Annotated in this window: 13 protein-coding genes; 8 read left to right on the top strand and 5 right to left on the bottom strand. The window is 71.1% G+C overall.

Annotated features, from left to right (window positions below; all coding sequences use genetic code 11):
• Window positions 1–47: 47 nt before the first annotated feature.
• Window positions 48–1,262 (bottom strand): CaiB/BaiF CoA transferase family protein, encoded by a 1,215-nt coding sequence (locus AC07EQ_RS05085; RefSeq protein ID WP_478386632.1) that lies wholly within the window; start codon window positions 1,260–1,262, stop codon window positions 48–50.
• Between the two features lie 184 nt (window positions 1,263–1,446).
• Between AC07EQ_RS05085 and AC07EQ_RS05080 the strand changes: the two genes are divergently transcribed.
• From AC07EQ_RS05080 to AC07EQ_RS05060, 5 genes are all read left to right on the top strand, one after another.
• Entirely contained in the window at window positions 1,447–2,208 is a 762-nt protein-coding gene (locus AC07EQ_RS05080) for a GntR family transcriptional regulator (protein ID WP_478386631.1), read from the top strand.
• Window positions 2,205–2,735, top strand: coding sequence for a gamma carbonic anhydrase family protein (locus AC07EQ_RS05075; RefSeq protein ID WP_452612532.1), 531 nt, complete (start codon window positions 2,205–2,207; stop codon window positions 2,733–2,735). Before AC07EQ_RS05080 ends, AC07EQ_RS05075 begins: the two co-directional genes overlap by 4 nt.
• A gap of 513 nt (window positions 2,736–3,248) precedes the next feature.
• Window positions 3,249–4,211 carry an erythromycin esterase family protein gene (locus tag AC07EQ_RS05070; protein ID WP_478386630.1) on the top strand — a complete coding sequence of 321 codons (963 nt, stop codon included), beginning with the start codon at window positions 3,249–3,251 and terminating at the stop codon, window positions 4,209–4,211.
• A 315-nt stretch (window positions 4,212–4,526) separates the two neighbouring features.
• Window positions 4,527–5,030 carry a MarR family winged helix-turn-helix transcriptional regulator gene (locus AC07EQ_RS05065; protein WP_478386629.1) on the top strand — a complete coding sequence of 168 codons (504 nt, stop codon included), beginning with the start codon at window positions 4,527–4,529 and terminating at the stop codon, window positions 5,028–5,030.
• Window positions 5,027–5,683, top strand: coding sequence for an MFS transporter (locus AC07EQ_RS05060; protein ID WP_478386628.1), 657 nt, complete (start codon window positions 5,027–5,029; stop codon window positions 5,681–5,683). Before AC07EQ_RS05065 ends, AC07EQ_RS05060 begins: the two co-directional genes overlap by 4 nt.
• 13 nt (window positions 5,684–5,696) lie before the next feature.
• On the opposite strand, the gene AC07EQ_RS05055 is transcribed toward AC07EQ_RS05060, so the two are convergent.
• Window positions 5,697–6,443 carry a putative protein N(5)-glutamine methyltransferase gene (locus tag AC07EQ_RS05055; protein WP_478386627.1) on the bottom strand — a complete coding sequence of 249 codons (747 nt, stop codon included), beginning with the start codon at window positions 6,441–6,443 and terminating at the stop codon, window positions 5,697–5,699.
• 314 nt (window positions 6,444–6,757) lie between these two features.
• Window positions 6,758–7,441 carry a cupin domain-containing protein gene (locus AC07EQ_RS05050; protein ID WP_478386751.1) on the bottom strand — a complete coding sequence of 228 codons (684 nt, stop codon included), beginning with the start codon at window positions 7,439–7,441 and terminating at the stop codon, window positions 6,758–6,760.
• Here AC07EQ_RS05050 and AC07EQ_RS05045 point away from each other — a divergent pair.
• Window positions 7,352–7,702, top strand: a complete 351-nt coding sequence (locus AC07EQ_RS05045; protein ID WP_478386750.1) for an SbtR family transcriptional regulator — start codon at window positions 7,352–7,354, stop codon at window positions 7,700–7,702. The genes AC07EQ_RS05050 and AC07EQ_RS05045 overlap by 90 nt on opposite strands.
• 9 nt (window positions 7,703–7,711) lie before the next feature.
• On the opposite strand, the gene AC07EQ_RS05040 is transcribed toward AC07EQ_RS05045, so the two are convergent.
• The gene (locus AC07EQ_RS05040) at window positions 7,712–8,431 is read right to left on the bottom strand and encodes a TetR/AcrR family transcriptional regulator (protein ID WP_478386626.1); all 720 of its coding nucleotides are present in this window, start codon (window positions 8,429–8,431) and stop codon (window positions 7,712–7,714) included.
• Window positions 8,432–8,681: 250 nt separating this feature from the next.
• Here AC07EQ_RS05040 and AC07EQ_RS05035 point away from each other — a divergent pair, with 250 nt between their 5' ends.
• On the top strand, window positions 8,682–9,782 hold the full coding sequence (locus AC07EQ_RS05035; protein WP_478386625.1) for an FAD-dependent monooxygenase: 1,101 nt from the start codon (window positions 8,682–8,684) through the stop codon (window positions 9,780–9,782).
• Window positions 9,783–10,316: 534 nt separating this feature from the next.
• Here AC07EQ_RS05035 and AC07EQ_RS05030 read toward each other — a convergent pair.
• The gene (locus tag AC07EQ_RS05030; protein WP_093267697.1) at window positions 10,317–10,577 is read right to left on the bottom strand and encodes a Prokaryotic metallothionein; all 261 of its coding nucleotides are present in this window, start codon (window positions 10,575–10,577) and stop codon (window positions 10,317–10,319) included.
• A gap of 117 nt (window positions 10,578–10,694) precedes the next feature.
• On the opposite strand from AC07EQ_RS05030, the gene AC07EQ_RS05025 reads away from it, so the two are divergent.
• Window positions 10,695–13,730: an alpha-mannosidase gene (locus AC07EQ_RS05025; protein ID WP_478386624.1), complete on the top strand. Its 3,036-nt coding sequence runs from the start codon at window positions 10,695–10,697 to the stop codon at window positions 13,728–13,730.
• The last annotated feature ends 184 nt before the right edge of the window (window positions 13,731–13,914 follow it).

The following is a 13,914-nucleotide window of genomic DNA, read 5'->3' as shown; positions in this document are numbered from 1 at the left end:
TGCTCCTCCTTGAGCTGCGTCGCGAAAAAAGGGAAGAAGTAGGGGATTTACTCGCCGGTGGCGATGACCCCGGACTCGCGCAACCGCTCCAGCTCCTCGGCACCGGCCTCGGCCAGGACCTCCGCGGTGTGCGCGCCCAGCACCGGCCCGGCCGAGCCGCGGCGCGCCGGGGTCCCCGACATCCGCATCGGCGAACCGATCTGCCGCACCTCGCCGAGCTCCGGATGCGGCGCGTCCCAGAAGAAACCGCGCTGCCCGAGGTGGTCATCGGTGAACACCCGGTCCATGGTCGCGATCGGCGCGCACGGCACCCCCGCGGCCACCAGCACGTCGACGATCTCCGCGGTGGTGCGCGCCGCCGTGGCCACCTCGATGGCCGCGATGAGGCTGTCGCGGTGGTGGTAGCGGTCGTAGGAACTGGTGTAGCGGTCGTCGTCGAGCAGCTCGGCGAGCCCGAGGGCGTGGCAGAACGCCGGCCAGGTCTTCGTCGTGGTGGCCCCGACGGTCACCCATCCGTCCTTGCTGCGCACCGCCTGGTAGGGGGCGCTGTTCTGGTGCGCCGAACCGTGCGCGCGGCCGACCTCGCCGGTGGCGAAGTAGTTCCCGGCCTCCCACACCGCGAACGACACCCCCGCCTCGTACAGCGACACGTCCACGTGCTGGCCCTCGCCGGTGTGCTCGCGGGCCCGCAGCGCGGCCATCGCGCCCATCGCCGAGTACAGCCCGCACACCAGGTCGCACATCGGCACCCCGACCTTGGCCGGCTCCCCGCCTGGCGGGCCGGTGATGCTCATCAGCCCCGCGCGGGCCTGCGCCATGATGTCCAGCCCGGGCTGCGCGGCCAGCGGCCCGTCCTGCCCCCACCCCGACGCCGACACGTACACCAGCCGCGGGCTGCGGGCGTGCACGGTGTCATAGCCGAAGCCCAGCGCGGACAGCGCGCCCGGCCGCAGGTTCTCCACCAGCACGTCCGCGGTGTCCAGCAGCGACCACAGCAGCCGCCGCCCTTCGTCGGTCTTCAGGTCCAGCGCCACCGACCGCTTGTTGCGGTTGAGCCGCACGAACGGGGAGCTGTGGCCGTCGAGGAACGGCCCGGTCTGGCGCACCGGGTCACCGCCGGCGGGGTTTTCCACCTTGATGACGTCGGCGCCGAGGTCGGCCAGCTGCATCGTCGCGAACGGCGCGGCCATGAACGCGCCGATCTCCACCACGCGCACCCCGTGCAGCGGGGCCTGGGATCGGGAATCTGGGGGAGAAGTCATGCGCGGCTCCAAGAAATCCGGGCGGAAACCGGATACCGTGATCGGCATCACCTGACTTTTGTCTACAGCAGGCAGAACGGAGCTGACAAGCTTTGCCCCACGAGGTTGCCCCGAGCGGACCAGCGCCACGGCACCGGCGCGAAAGCGCGCCGGAACCGGGCCCGGGAAGGGAAGACTGCTGGACGTGACCGGATCCGTTGAAGACAGCCCCGCGACCCGCCGGGCCCCGAGCATCGTCGGCCCACCGAGCCTGGTGGAGCTGGCCGCCGCGACGCTGCGCCGCATGATCATCGGCGGCGACCTGCTGTGCGGGCAGCGCATCGTGGAAAACCGCCTGACCCACGAACTGGGCATCAGCCGGCCACCGCTGCGGGAAGCGCTGCGGGTGCTCGAACGCGAAGGCCTCGTGCGGCAGGTACCGCGCAAAGGCGTGATCGTGACCCCGCTGACGCTGCACGACATCTACGAGATCTGCACCCTGCGCGCCGAATTCGAACGCCTCGCGGTGCGCCTGGGCGTGCCGGTCACCGAACCCGCCCGGCTGCGCCGCTGCCGGCAGGCCCTGCAGCGGATGGACGACGCCGCGGGCACCGGCGACGAACCGGCCTTCATGGAATGCTCCTTCGAGTTCCACCTGTCGGTCGTCGGCCTGTCCGGGCACCAGCGCCTCGAAGACGCCTACCGGTCGCTGCAGCTGCAGATGATGCTGTCCATGGCGCTGAACCGGAAAGCCCGCCAGGGCCGCGAAAGCCTCGCCGAGGACGTGGCCCGCCACCGGCGGCTGCTGTCGGTCATCGAGGCCGGCGACCCCGAGGCGGTGCTCACCGAACTCGCCGAGCACGGCGACCGCACCTTCCTCGGCGGCATCGAGACCAAAGTGGACGGACACACCGACGTGGCGCTGCAGTGGTTGCGGCGGCAGCGGGAGAAACAGGAGGAAAAGTGAGTTCAGGCCCCTCGCACACGCTGACCATCGACGGGATCGCCCCGCAGCTCGACGCCGACGTGTTCGTCGCGCCCGGCGCCGCGCTCATCGGCCGCGTGCGCCTGGCCGCCGGCGCGAGCGTCTGGTACAACGCCGTGCTGCGCGGCGACCAGGAGAACATCAGCGTCGGCACCCGCAGCAACATCCAGGACGGCTGCGTCGTGCACGCCGACCCCGGCTTCCCGGCCGAGATCGGCACCGGCGTCACCGTCGGGCACAAAGCGGTCCTGCACGGCTGCACCGTGGAAGATGACTGCCTGATCGGCATGGGCGCGGTGGTGCTCAACGGCGCCCGCATCGGAGCCGGATCGCTGATCGCGGCCGGCGCCGTGGTCCTGGAAGGCACCGAGATCCCGCCGGGCTCGATGGTCGCCGGCACCCCGGGCAAGGTCCGCCGCGAACTCACCGAAGAGGAACAGGCCCGCCTCAAGCTCTCCGCCGAGCACTACGTCACGCTGGCCGCCAAACACCGCGAAGCCCTGGCCTGACCCCGCCCAGCGGGCCGCCCCTTGTCAGCCGGGCGGCCCGCTTCCGGCGCGCTACAGCGCGCGGCGCCGGCATCACCACAGTCCCCTCGACGCTGCTGCCCGTCGTGCGCCTCGTCGCAGTCGAAGGCGTCGCGGAGGAACTGCGGCGCGTCAACCTCGTAGGCCCAGTACTCCCGAAGCTGTCCTGAGCCGCAAAGCAGGCGAGTGCCGTCCAGGTATCTGAGACGCCGCAGGTCCAGCTCGCGACGGTCTGGGACGCGGCTGGCGAGGTGTCCGGCAGGGGTTCCTCGAGCGAGATGCTTGATCAGCGACACCTTCCCGGCGCCAGGGACGGGTGCGGTAGCTCCAACGCGATCCCTCTTGACCTCGACCGCGGTCGAGGTAGCACTGTCCGGTAATGACCACCGACAAGACCGACTCAATGACGGCGGCGACGACCGCTGCCCTGTACGGCGCGCGCTTGCGTGCGTTCCCGGGCGTCAGCCTCAAGCACGACGACCCCGCCGGTGCCGCATGATCGCGGCGACCGAGTGGATCACCAGCGCGGCGCACCCGCTGGGCACCGCGGACCCCGCAGCACCGCTCACTGACCTCGAGCCGCTGCGCGCGATGGTCGGCAACGCCTCGGTCGTCGGCGTCGCGCGGGGCGCCCACGGCGCCCGCGAGTTCAGCCAACTGACCCACCGCGTCCTGCGATTCCTCGTTGAGCAGCTCGGGTTCCGCTCGCTCGCGATCGAGGCCGAGTGGACGACCGGCCTGGAGATCGACGCGTGGTTGCAGACCGGACGCGGCGACGTCGTGACTCGGCTGAGCGACACCCACTCATGGTGGCGGGTGTCGGAGTTCCTCGAGGTGCTGCGCTGGATGCGCACCTACAACGAGCATCATCCCGACGATCCTGTGCGCCTCGTCGGCCTCGTCGACGTCGCGGCAGACGACATGAGCGTCCTCGAGCGGTATCTCGCCGCCAACACGCTCCGATGGCGCGTGCACACCGGCCATCGGATCCTCTACTGGAGCGGGAGCCACAGCGCGGTCGGGCACGCTCGCAGCGTTGCCTGGACGCCGAACGAGGCCGGGGCCGGGGTCACCAGCCGCAACGCCGGCAGCTACCTGCGCGAGCAGCTCGGCACCGAGTACCTGTCGACTGGCCTGACGTTCCACCACGGGTCGGTCGACCTGGACGGGACGCCGGCGCTCGTCCCCGCATCCCCGACCGACTTCACCGACGCCGTACTCGGGGGCACGGACCTTGAGCGCTACCTGCTCGATCTCCGAGCGGGCGGCCCCGATGCGAGGCGCGTCGCCGACGCCCCAGCGAAGCTGCGGTTGATCGGACCGCGCTACGACCCCACCCAGCCAGCCAGCATGTCCGGCGGATCGCTGTCCGAGTTCTTCGACGTCGTGCTGCACGCGCGTGAAGTCACGCCCGCAACTCAGCCGCACCGACTCCCGCACGCAGCCCCGTCCCAGTAGCCGATCCCTCAGCGGACAGCGTCGGGTGTGCTCGGCTCAGCACTGAACAGCGGGTAGGTGTAGGTGGCTCCCAGCAGCCGGCGGTGTCCTGAAACAGCAGCGAGCCTTGCGAGGTCTCGATGATGTAGGTCAGGCCTGCGCCGTCGCCGCGGTCGCCCTGATACGTGTAGCGCAGCTGGGCTTGGACCTCTTCCCCGAGGGCGGCTTGGGCGGGCCAGAATCGTTCCTGCAGGCGCCGGGTGCGTTCGTGCCAAGTCACGGAACCTCCCCGAAAAGAGCAACAGCACTTACATAAGCACTGTTACAGTCAGCCGGGTGACGACTGGGGGTCCTGACCCGACCGAAGAAGAAAGCGTCTGGCAGCCGCTGCGCCGCCTGCTGGGCGACATGGACGACGAGATCGGCCGGCTGTACCGGCAGCGGGGCCTGGACAGCATCCGCCCGCGGTTCGTCATGCCCCTGATCCGTCTCGGCCACCGCGGCGCCATGACCATCCGCGAAATCGCCGACGCCCTGGACGTGACCCACTCGGCGATGAGCCAGACCGTGAGCGCCATGCGCCGCGAAGGACTGGTGCGCAGCATCGCGGGCACCGACGCGCGAACCCGCCAGGTGACGCTGACCAAACGCGCCCACGCGCTCCTCCCACTGCTGGAAGCCGAGTGGCGGGCCACCGAACAGGCCGTCCGCGAGCTGGAAGGCGAACTGCCGCACCCGCTCAGCGAAGTGGTCCGGGACCTGGAGGAGGCCCTGGCGCGGCGCTCGTTCCACGACCGGATCGCCCACCACCTCCAGCGGTCGCAGGAACAGTCCTCGTGAGCCTGGCGGACCGGCTGCTCGACACCCGGCCGCTGCGCACCAGCGCCGCCTTCCGCCGCCTGTGGGCGGGAAACGCCCTCTCCGCCCTGGGCGGACAGCTGACGGTGGTCGCGGTGCTCTTCCAGATGTGGGAGCTCACCCGCAGCCCCCTCGCGGTCGGCGCGATCGGCCTCGTCCAGTCCGTTGCGATGATCGTCTTCGGGCTGCTCGGCGGCGCGCTGGCCGACGCCGTCGACCGCCGGCGCCTGGTGCTGGTCACGACCGTCATCCAGCTGCTGGCCGCCGGACTGCTCGCCGTGCACGCCGCCACCGTGGCCGGGTTCGGCCTGGCGCAGCCGCTGTGGCTGGCGCTGACCTGCCTCGCCGCGGCGGGCGCGGCCGACACCACCTCGGTGATCACGCGCGGGGCGATCGTGCAGCTGGCGACGCCGGACTCGCACCGCGGCCGGGTCAGCGCCGTGGACCACATCGCCGGAGTCTCCGGCCCCGACCTGGGCAACTTCCGGGGTGGCCTGGTCGCCGACGCGACATCCGCGGCGTTCGCGGCCTTCTCCGGCGGAGCGCTCTGCGTCGTCGGCATCATCGTGCTCGCGCTGACGAACACGTCCCTGCGCCGATTCGAGAACACTGCCTCGGAGCTGCCCGGCCGGTAGCCGGAAAACGCTACTACGGCGCCACGGGATTGGCCCCCACCACGACCGTGGCGTCCAGCTCCTCGCAACCGGCCACACTCGGGACCAGCCCGGCATCCGCGAAGAGCTCCGCGGTGCGCGGTGCCTGGCGGCGGCTGGTCTCGATCAGCAGATGTCCGCCCGGTGCGAGCCACTCCGGCGCGGCGGCCGCTACCCGGCGCTGGACGTCCAGGCCATCGGCGCCGCCGTCCAGCGCCACCTGCGGTTCGTGCAGCCGCGCCTCTGGTGGCATCAGATCGACCTCGTCGGAGGGCACGTAGGGGGCATTGACCGCCAGGACCTCGATGCGGCCCCGCAACGCCACCGGAAGCGCCCGGTAGAGGTCGCCTTCGAAGACCTCACCAGTGATGTTGCGGCGCGCGCAGCGCACCGCCGCGGGATCCACGTCCGCGGCGAACAACTCCACCGGCAGCCGCGCGGCGAGAGCGGCGCCGACCGCACCCGAACCGCAGCACAGGTCGACCACGACCGCGTGCGGCCGGGCCAGCGCGGCGGCCTGCTCCACGAGGAACTCGGTGCGGCGACGGGGAACGAACACCCCAGGATCGACAGAGATGCGCAGACCGCAGAACTCCGCCCAGCCCAGCACCTGCTCCAGCGGCAGGCCATCGACCCGGCTCTGCACCATGCCGGAAAGCTCGGCCGGGTCGGCGGCCGCCGACAGCAGCAGCCGCGCCTCGTCCTCGGCGAACACACAACCAGCAGCGCGCAGGCTGCTCACCACAGCGGAAAAAGATGATGACAACACAGGAATGAGAAGTGCCTTTCGGTGACCACGAGCGCTCTCAGCGACGCCGGTCACGGCGGCGGAAGGAGAGCACCCGGACTGAAACAGCGGTAATGGGTCTCACCTCCTCGGTCTCGCACGATGCGGCAACACTAGCAGCAGCCCGGAGCGGGCCCGCCCGCCACCCGGACGTCCACATCGGACTTCGGGGTTTCATTCCTCGTAGGTGATCCGGTACTTCGCGGCGATGGTGTTGAGCGCGGCAGGATCCAGCCGGCCACCGGAGCTCACCCGGGCCCGGGCCTCGATCAGATCCTCGACAAAGCACTCCCAGCCGCCCGGGCGGAGATCTGCAGCACGCGCGGCGGCGGCGCGGACCCCGGCCGCAGGGCGTGTGGAACACCGTGCGGCAGGAGCACGAACCGCCCCCGGGTCGCGGTGTGGACCCGCCCGTCGAACTCCACGGTGAGGGCCCCGTCGAGCACGTAGATGCACTCGTCGGCCTCGTGGTGGACGTGCCGGGGGATCTCCTGGGCGACGACGACTTCCAGCAGCGAGAACGCCCCACCGGTGTCACCGCTGCGTGCCTTGACGGCGAAGGCAGGCGGAATCCGCAGGCGACCGGGCCGAGCCTGCCCCGCCTCGAGGACGAAGAACCGGCCCGCCTCCCCGCCGTCGCCACCCGCGTCGCCGAGGTGGTAGCGCATGCCGTACTGCACGCCGATCTCGTTGATCTTCACCCAGTCCCGGCTCCCGTCCTCCCGCATCAGGGTCTGCCCGGCCTCGCTGACGTCCTCGAGGTAGCGCTCCCAGCCGCCGGCGTCGGCGTCGGCACCGTCTACCGGCATTTCCCCACCCGGCAGGCGCTGGTCGAAGCCGTCGCGGAGGAGCGCTTCGCCGCGATCCTCGCCTTCGGCGAGGCGCAGTGCCTGTCCGGCCCCGACACCCGGCAGGGCCTCACCGCGTTCCTGCGCCGCATCGGCGAAGTCCACGAGAACGAACGCGGCCTCTCCGGCGCCATCGAGTCCGTCCTGGGCTCCATGGCACCGCAGGGCGAGGTGAGCACCCGGCTGCTGGCATTCGGGGAAACCCTGGTCGAACGCGGCACAGCCGACGGCACCCTGGCCGCCGAGGTGACCGCGGCCGACCTGTACATGATCGTCGGAGCGCTGGCGACGGTCAGCCGCGCGGCCATCGGCGACTGGCGCCGCTTCGTCGACATCGCCCTCGCGGGCCTGCGGCCCCGCGACTGACCTCAGGCCTCAGCCGGCGGGCTCGTAGTCCAGGCCGAGCCCGCCGCACATCTCGCGCAGGCAGTCCTCGAAGACCGGGTGCAGGTCGGAGAAGGCGAAGTCCAGCTGGTTCAGGACCTCCATGCACAGCAGGCCGTAGAGCCGGATCCACCACGACAGGAACACGTGCGCGGCCTCCGGCGGCAGGCGCCCCGCCAGCGACTCCGAATACGCGCCCAGCTGCTCCCGCAGGGACGGGTCGAGGCCGGCGAACTCGGGCACCGGGAACGGCCGGGCCTGCCACAACTCGGCGACCTGGTCCAGGAAGACCTGCTCGAAACGCTGCCCCGCGACGTGGCGCGCGGAGTCCGGCTGCCGGTTGGGCGGCGCGAGGGGACTGGCGAAGATCCAGCCGAACTCGGCGGGGTGGGCCACCGCCCAGTCCCGCATGGCGCGGCAGGCGGCCAGCAACCGCCGGGCGTGCGCACCGGCGGGATGGGCGTCGCGGGCGGCCAGCATGGCTTCGGTCAGTTCGCGGCAGAAACCCGCCGCCGTCGCACCCACCAGCTCGTCGTGACCGGCGAAGTAGTGGTAGAGGGCAGGGCCGGTCATCCCCACCTCGCGGGCGACCGCGTTGATCGTCACCGCGGCCGAACCCTTCGTCGTCAGCAGCGTGCGCACCGCCTCGTGGATCTCGTCCAGGGTGGCCTGCCGGAGCCGGTCCCGTCGGCTCGTGGTCTGCGGTGGCATGTGTAGACCTCCTCGTTCCCGTCATTGACACCCTAGATCATCTATGCATACTTAATGCCTCTAAACAAATTTAGAGACATTAAGGAGTCACGTGGAAGTCCGATGGTGGATCCCGGCGGCGATCGCGTTCCTGCTCCTGACCGCCGTGTGGTGGCGGTCGTCGCGCAGGGCTCACCTGCGGCGACGCGACCGGTGAGAGGAACGCTGACATGGACCTGTGGAACATCGATGCCCACTGCGGGAGGCCGGGGTGAAAGCGATCATCGCCGGAGGCGGCATCGGCGGCCTCGCCACCGCCGTCGCCATGGACCGCAGCGGCTGGCAGGTCGAGGTCCTGGAAAGAGCCCCCGAATTCACCGAAGTCGGTGCCGGCTTGGCCATCCTGCCCAACGCCCTGCGGGCCCTCGACCGCCTCGGCCTGGGCGAGGAGGTCCGGCGGCGGGCCCTCGACCAGGCGCCGGTGGGGATCAAGGACGTCACCGGACGCTGGCTCTCCCGCAACGACGCAACCGAACTCCGGCGCCGCTACGGGCAATGGGCCATGCTGCACCGCGCCGACCTGCTGGAAGTGCTGCGCGCAGCGATCCCGGCCGAGGCGCTGCGGCCCGGCATCACAGTGCGGGAGGTCCACCGCGACGGGACCGTGGCGCACAGCGCCGGCACCACCACCGCGGATCTCGTCGTCGGCGCGGACGGCATCGGCAGCACCACGCGCCGCTCGATCTGGGGCCCGCAACCCGCGCCCCGCTACGCCGGCTACAGCACCTGGCGGATGATCGTGGCCACCCGCCCGGTCGGCGAGGCCGCCGAAACCTGGGGCAGGGGCGAACGCTTCGGCTACTCGCCGCTGCCCGACGGGCGCACCTACTGCTACGCCATGGTCAACGCCCCGCAATCCCGCGGCGGCGGACTGACCGAACTGCGCGAGCGCTTCCGCGACTGGCACGACCCGATCCCGGCGCTGCTCGGCGCGGCGCAGGAGGCCGACGTGCTGCACAACGACACCTACGAGCTGCCCGACCTGGACACCTACGTCGCCGGGAAGGTCGCGCTGCTCGGCGACGCCGCTCACGCCATGACCCCGAACCTGGGGCAAGGCGCGTGCCAGGCACTGGAGGACGCGGTGGTGCTCGCCTCGGCCGTGGCCGGCGCCGGGCCGGCGGGGCTGGCCGACTACGACCGGCTGCGCAGGCCGCGGACGCAGATGATCGCCCGCCGGTCGCGGCGGATCGGGGAACTCGCCCACTGGTCGGCACCCGTGCCGGTCGCGGCGCGCAACGCCGCGATGCGGCTGATGCCGCGGTCGAGGTTCACGCGGTCGATGGGGCCGGTCGTCGACTGGGCGCCCTGATCGCGCCCTAAACGCACTGGTGCCGTGGCCGGCCGGCCACGGCACCAGTGTCTTCAGCAGGTTCCGGCATCGGTCGCCCGGTTGTTGGTTGCCCCGGTATTGCGTCGCGGCGCGTGGCCGCCGGACCGATGCCTCGACCGCACCCGGCCGAGCGGCCGGGCAGGGTTGGGTACTGACGGACGTCAGCGCCGGGCTTGGCTGCTCGACGCAGGGTTCCGCATCACCATGCGAGCCCGCTGCATCTCACGTGCCATACCGCCCAGCCAGCGAACCAGACCTGCCATCGGGGCGTCCTCCACTAACTTCGAGGGGATAAGTCGACGGTGCTTCGCCCCGTTGTCAATCCCGGACGCGACAACCGGCGCGAACCAGGCGGGAAAAAGCCGTCTCACCCGCCATGTCGTCGCAGGTAGCTCACGTGTTTCTCGCAATTCATAACGTATTGGTAACGAAGATTCGGATAGGTGTTCATCCATCGAAAGGGGCACGCCCGTTAGGCCTCGCCGACGCTGCGTGCATGCCCCGGGCGGACCATCAACCGGGATGCGCGCCGACGGTGTCGCGCAGCTCCCCGGCCATGGCCATGTCCGACTGACGCGCGCAATGCGCACAGCAGAAGAACCGGCCGCTGGCCTCCACCCCGTGCCCGAGGATCCGGGTCCCGCAGTGCTCGCACTGCGGCGCGAGTCGCTGCGCAGCGCATTCGAAGCAGTCGAAGGTGTGCACCCCGCCGCCCACGGTGTGCACCTCGAAGGTCATCCAGTAATCATTGCCGCAGACTTCGCAGGTCGCCATGACGTCGCCTTTCCGCGCCGACGGGTGGACACCCGCAGGATGCGTCCCTACTTATGGGTCGGCAACCGCGCCACCACCCGATTCGCAGCTGCCCACCCGCCGCCGAGATGTGCCAGCATGATCACGATCACACCGAGCGCATCGGGGGAGCACATGCACGACGACCGCCGCATCGTCGAACAGCGCCTCGACCGGGTGCTGGCCGAACGCCTGCGACCCGCCTACTACGCCGAAACGCTGCCCTGCGACATCGCCGTCTGGCACGCGCCCGGCGAACCCGTGCCCGTCGCCGAGGCCCTGCGCGCCGACTACGCGCCCGCCGGCATCGGCGAAGCCTGGGGACCCGCCTGGGGCACCAGCTGGTTCCGGCTGAGCGCCACCATCCCACCGCACTGGGACGGCCGCACCGTCGAAGTCGTGGTCGACCTCGGCTTCGACGCCGACCGCCCCGGATTCCAGTGCGAAGGCCTCGCCCACAACGCCGACGGCACCCCCATCAAAGGCCTCAACCCCCGCAACACCCACCTGCCCGCCGGCCGCAACTCCGCCGGCCGGCACCGCACCTGGTACGTCGAAGCCGCCGCCAACCCGATCATCCTCGGCGACAACGGATTCCGGCCCACCGACCTCGGCACCAAACCCACCACCGCGACCCCGCCGCTGTACCGGCTGCGCCGCGCCGAACTCGGCGTCCTCGACGAACCCGTGTGGCAACTCGTCCAGGACGCCGAAGTCCTCGACCAGCTCATGCGGCAACTCCCCGCCGACTCACCGCGCCGCCACGAGATCCTCCGCGCCCTGGAACGCATGCTCGACCGCCTCGACCTGCACGACATCACCGGCACCGCACCCGCCGCCCGCGACGCCCTCGCCGACGTCCTCGCCCGGCCCGCGCACCCCAGCGCCCACGTGATCTCCGCCGTCGGCCACGCCCACATCGACTCCGCCTGGCTGTGGCCGCTGCGCGAAACCGTCCGCAAGGTCGCCCGCACCGTCGCCAACGTCACCGCCCTGATGGCCGAGCACCCCGACTTCCACTTCGCCATGTCCCAGGCCCAGCAGCTGGCCTGGATCAAGGAGCACCACCACCAGCTCTACGACCGAGTCCGCACCTTCGTGCACACCGGGCAGTTCGTGCCGGTCGGCGGCATGTGGGTGGAAGCCGACACCAACATGCCCGGCGGCGAGGCCATGGCCCGCCAGTTCGTCCACGGCAAGCGCTTCTACCTCGAGGAGTTCGGCATCGAAACCCGCGAGGTGTGGCTGCCCGACTCCTTCGGCTACAGCGCCGCCCTGCCGCAGCTCGTCGCCCAGTCCGGCTCGCGGTGGTTCCTCACCCAGAAGATCTCCTGGAACCAGACCAACAAGTTCCCGCACCACACCTTCTGGTGGGAAGGCATCGACGGCACCCGGGTGTTCACCCACTTCCCGCCCGCCGACACCTACAACTCCGAGATCAGCGGCGCCGAACTCGCCCATGCCACCGACAACTTCGCCGAGCACGGCTACGCCACCCGCTCCCTGCTGCCCTTCGGGCACGGCGACGGCGGGGGAGGACCCACCCGCGAAATGCTCGCCCGCGCCTACCGCACCGCCGACCTCGAAGGCTCCCCGCGCGTCCGCCTGGAAACCCCCGAGGAGTTCTTCACCGCCGCCGAAGCCGACCACGCCGGCCCCGCGGTCTGGTCCGGCGAGCTGTACCTGGAGATGCACCGCGGCACCTACACCTCGCAGGCCAAGACCAAACAGGGCAACCGCCGCAGCGAACACCTGTTGCGCGAAGCCGAACTGTGGTGCGCCACCGCCGCCATCGCCACCGGCCGCGACTACCCGCACGACGCACTGGACCGGCTGTGGAAGCAGGTGCTGCTGCACCAGTTCCACGACATCCTGCCCGGCTCTTCGATCTCCTGGGTGCACCGCGAAGCCGAAGCCGCCTACGCCCGCATCGCCACCGAACTCGAAGCGATCATCACCGGCGCGCTGCGCGCCCTGGCCGGCGAACCCGCCGGGCCGCTGACCTTCAACGCCGCACCCCACAGCCGCAACGGCGTCCCCGCCCTCGGCGCGGCCACCGCGAACACCGCCGCCGCGGCGACGGCCACCCGCCACCCCGACGGCACCACCACCCTCGACAACGGCCTGCTGCGCGTCACCGTCGACCACCGCGGGCTGCTGACCTCCGTCTACGACCACGCCGCCGAACGCGAGGCGCTGGCCGGCCCCGCGAACCTGCTGCAGCTGCACGCCGACCACCCCAACGCCTGGGACGCGTGGGATCTCGACGCCTTCTACCGGCACCACACCCGGGACCTCACCGAGCTCGACGAGCTGGACCTCGACAACGGCACCGTCCGCATCCGCCGCCGCTTCGGCGAGTCCACAGTGGAGCAGCGCATCAGCCTCGCCGCCGACGCCCGCCGCGTCGACATCGACACCGACATCGACTGGCACGAAACCGAGAAGCTCCTCAAAGCGGCCTTCCCGCTGGACGTGCACGCCGACCGCTCCGCCGCGGAAACCCAGTTCGGGCACATCATGCGCCCCACCCACACCAACACCTCGTGGGACGCCGCCAAGTTCGAGATCTGCGCCCACCGGTTCCTGCACGTCACCGAACCCGGCTACGGCCACGCCCTGGTCAACGACGCCACCTACGGGCACGACGTCACCCGCGACACCCGCCCCGGCGGCGGCACGACCACCACCGTGCGCCTGTCCCTGCTGCGCGCGCCCCGCTTCCCGGACCCCGACACCGACCACGGCCGCCACCACCTGCGCTACGCCCTGGTCGTCGGGGCGGACATCGGCGACGCCAGCCGCGAGGGCTACCGCATCAACCTTCCCGAACGCACCATCAACGGCTCGCGGCCCGTCGTGCCCCTGGTGGCCGTGGACAACGACGCCGTCGTCATCGAAGCGGTCAAGCTCGCCGACGACCGCAGCGGAGACCTCGTGGTCCGCCTCTACGAATCGCGCGGCGGCCGCGCCCGCGCCCGGCTGACCATCTCCTTCCCGGCCACCTCGGTCACCCGCACCGACCTCCTCGAACGGCCGCTCGCCGAACCCGACGCCACCACCGACGCATTCGACCTGCGGCTGCGGCCCTTCGAAATCCGAACCCTGCGCTTCGCCCGCCCCGCCGGGGCATGAACCTCCCCGGCGGGGCACGAACAGGAGCACCAGGCCTTGACGGTGGCGGGGGGGGGGGGGGGGGGGGGGGGGGGGGGGGGGGGGGGGGACGGGGGGGGGGGGGGGGGCGGGGGGGGGGGGGGGGGGAAAAAAAAAAAAAAAAAAAAAGAATGGTAGAGGAGGGGGTGGCTCGGGTAGAGTTTTT

This window comes from Saccharopolyspora sp. NPDC045839 (assembly GCF_056431645.1).
Note: the sequence above shows the minus strand (reverse complement) of the source record. Positions and strands in the feature narration are given on the sequence as shown.

Coding starts and splice junctions, on each gene's coding strand:
- AC07EQ_RS05085 (WP_478386632.1), bottom strand. CDS start 1,262: ATGACTTCTCCCCCAGATTCCCGATCCCAGGCCCCGCTGCACGGGGTG.
- AC07EQ_RS05070 (WP_478386630.1), top strand. CDS start 3,249: ATGATCGCGGCGACCGAGTGGATCACCAGCGCGGCGCACCCGCTGGGC.
- AC07EQ_RS05040 (WP_478386626.1), bottom strand. CDS start 8,431: ATGCCACCGCAGACCACGAGCCGACGGGACCGGCTCCGGCAGGCCACC.
- AC07EQ_RS05030 (WP_093267697.1), bottom strand. CDS start 10,577: ATGGCGACCTGCGAAGTCTGCGGCAATGATTACTGGATGACCTTCGAG.
- AC07EQ_RS05025 (WP_478386624.1), top strand. CDS start 10,695: ATGATCACGATCACACCGAGCGCATCGGGGGAGCACATGCACGACGAC.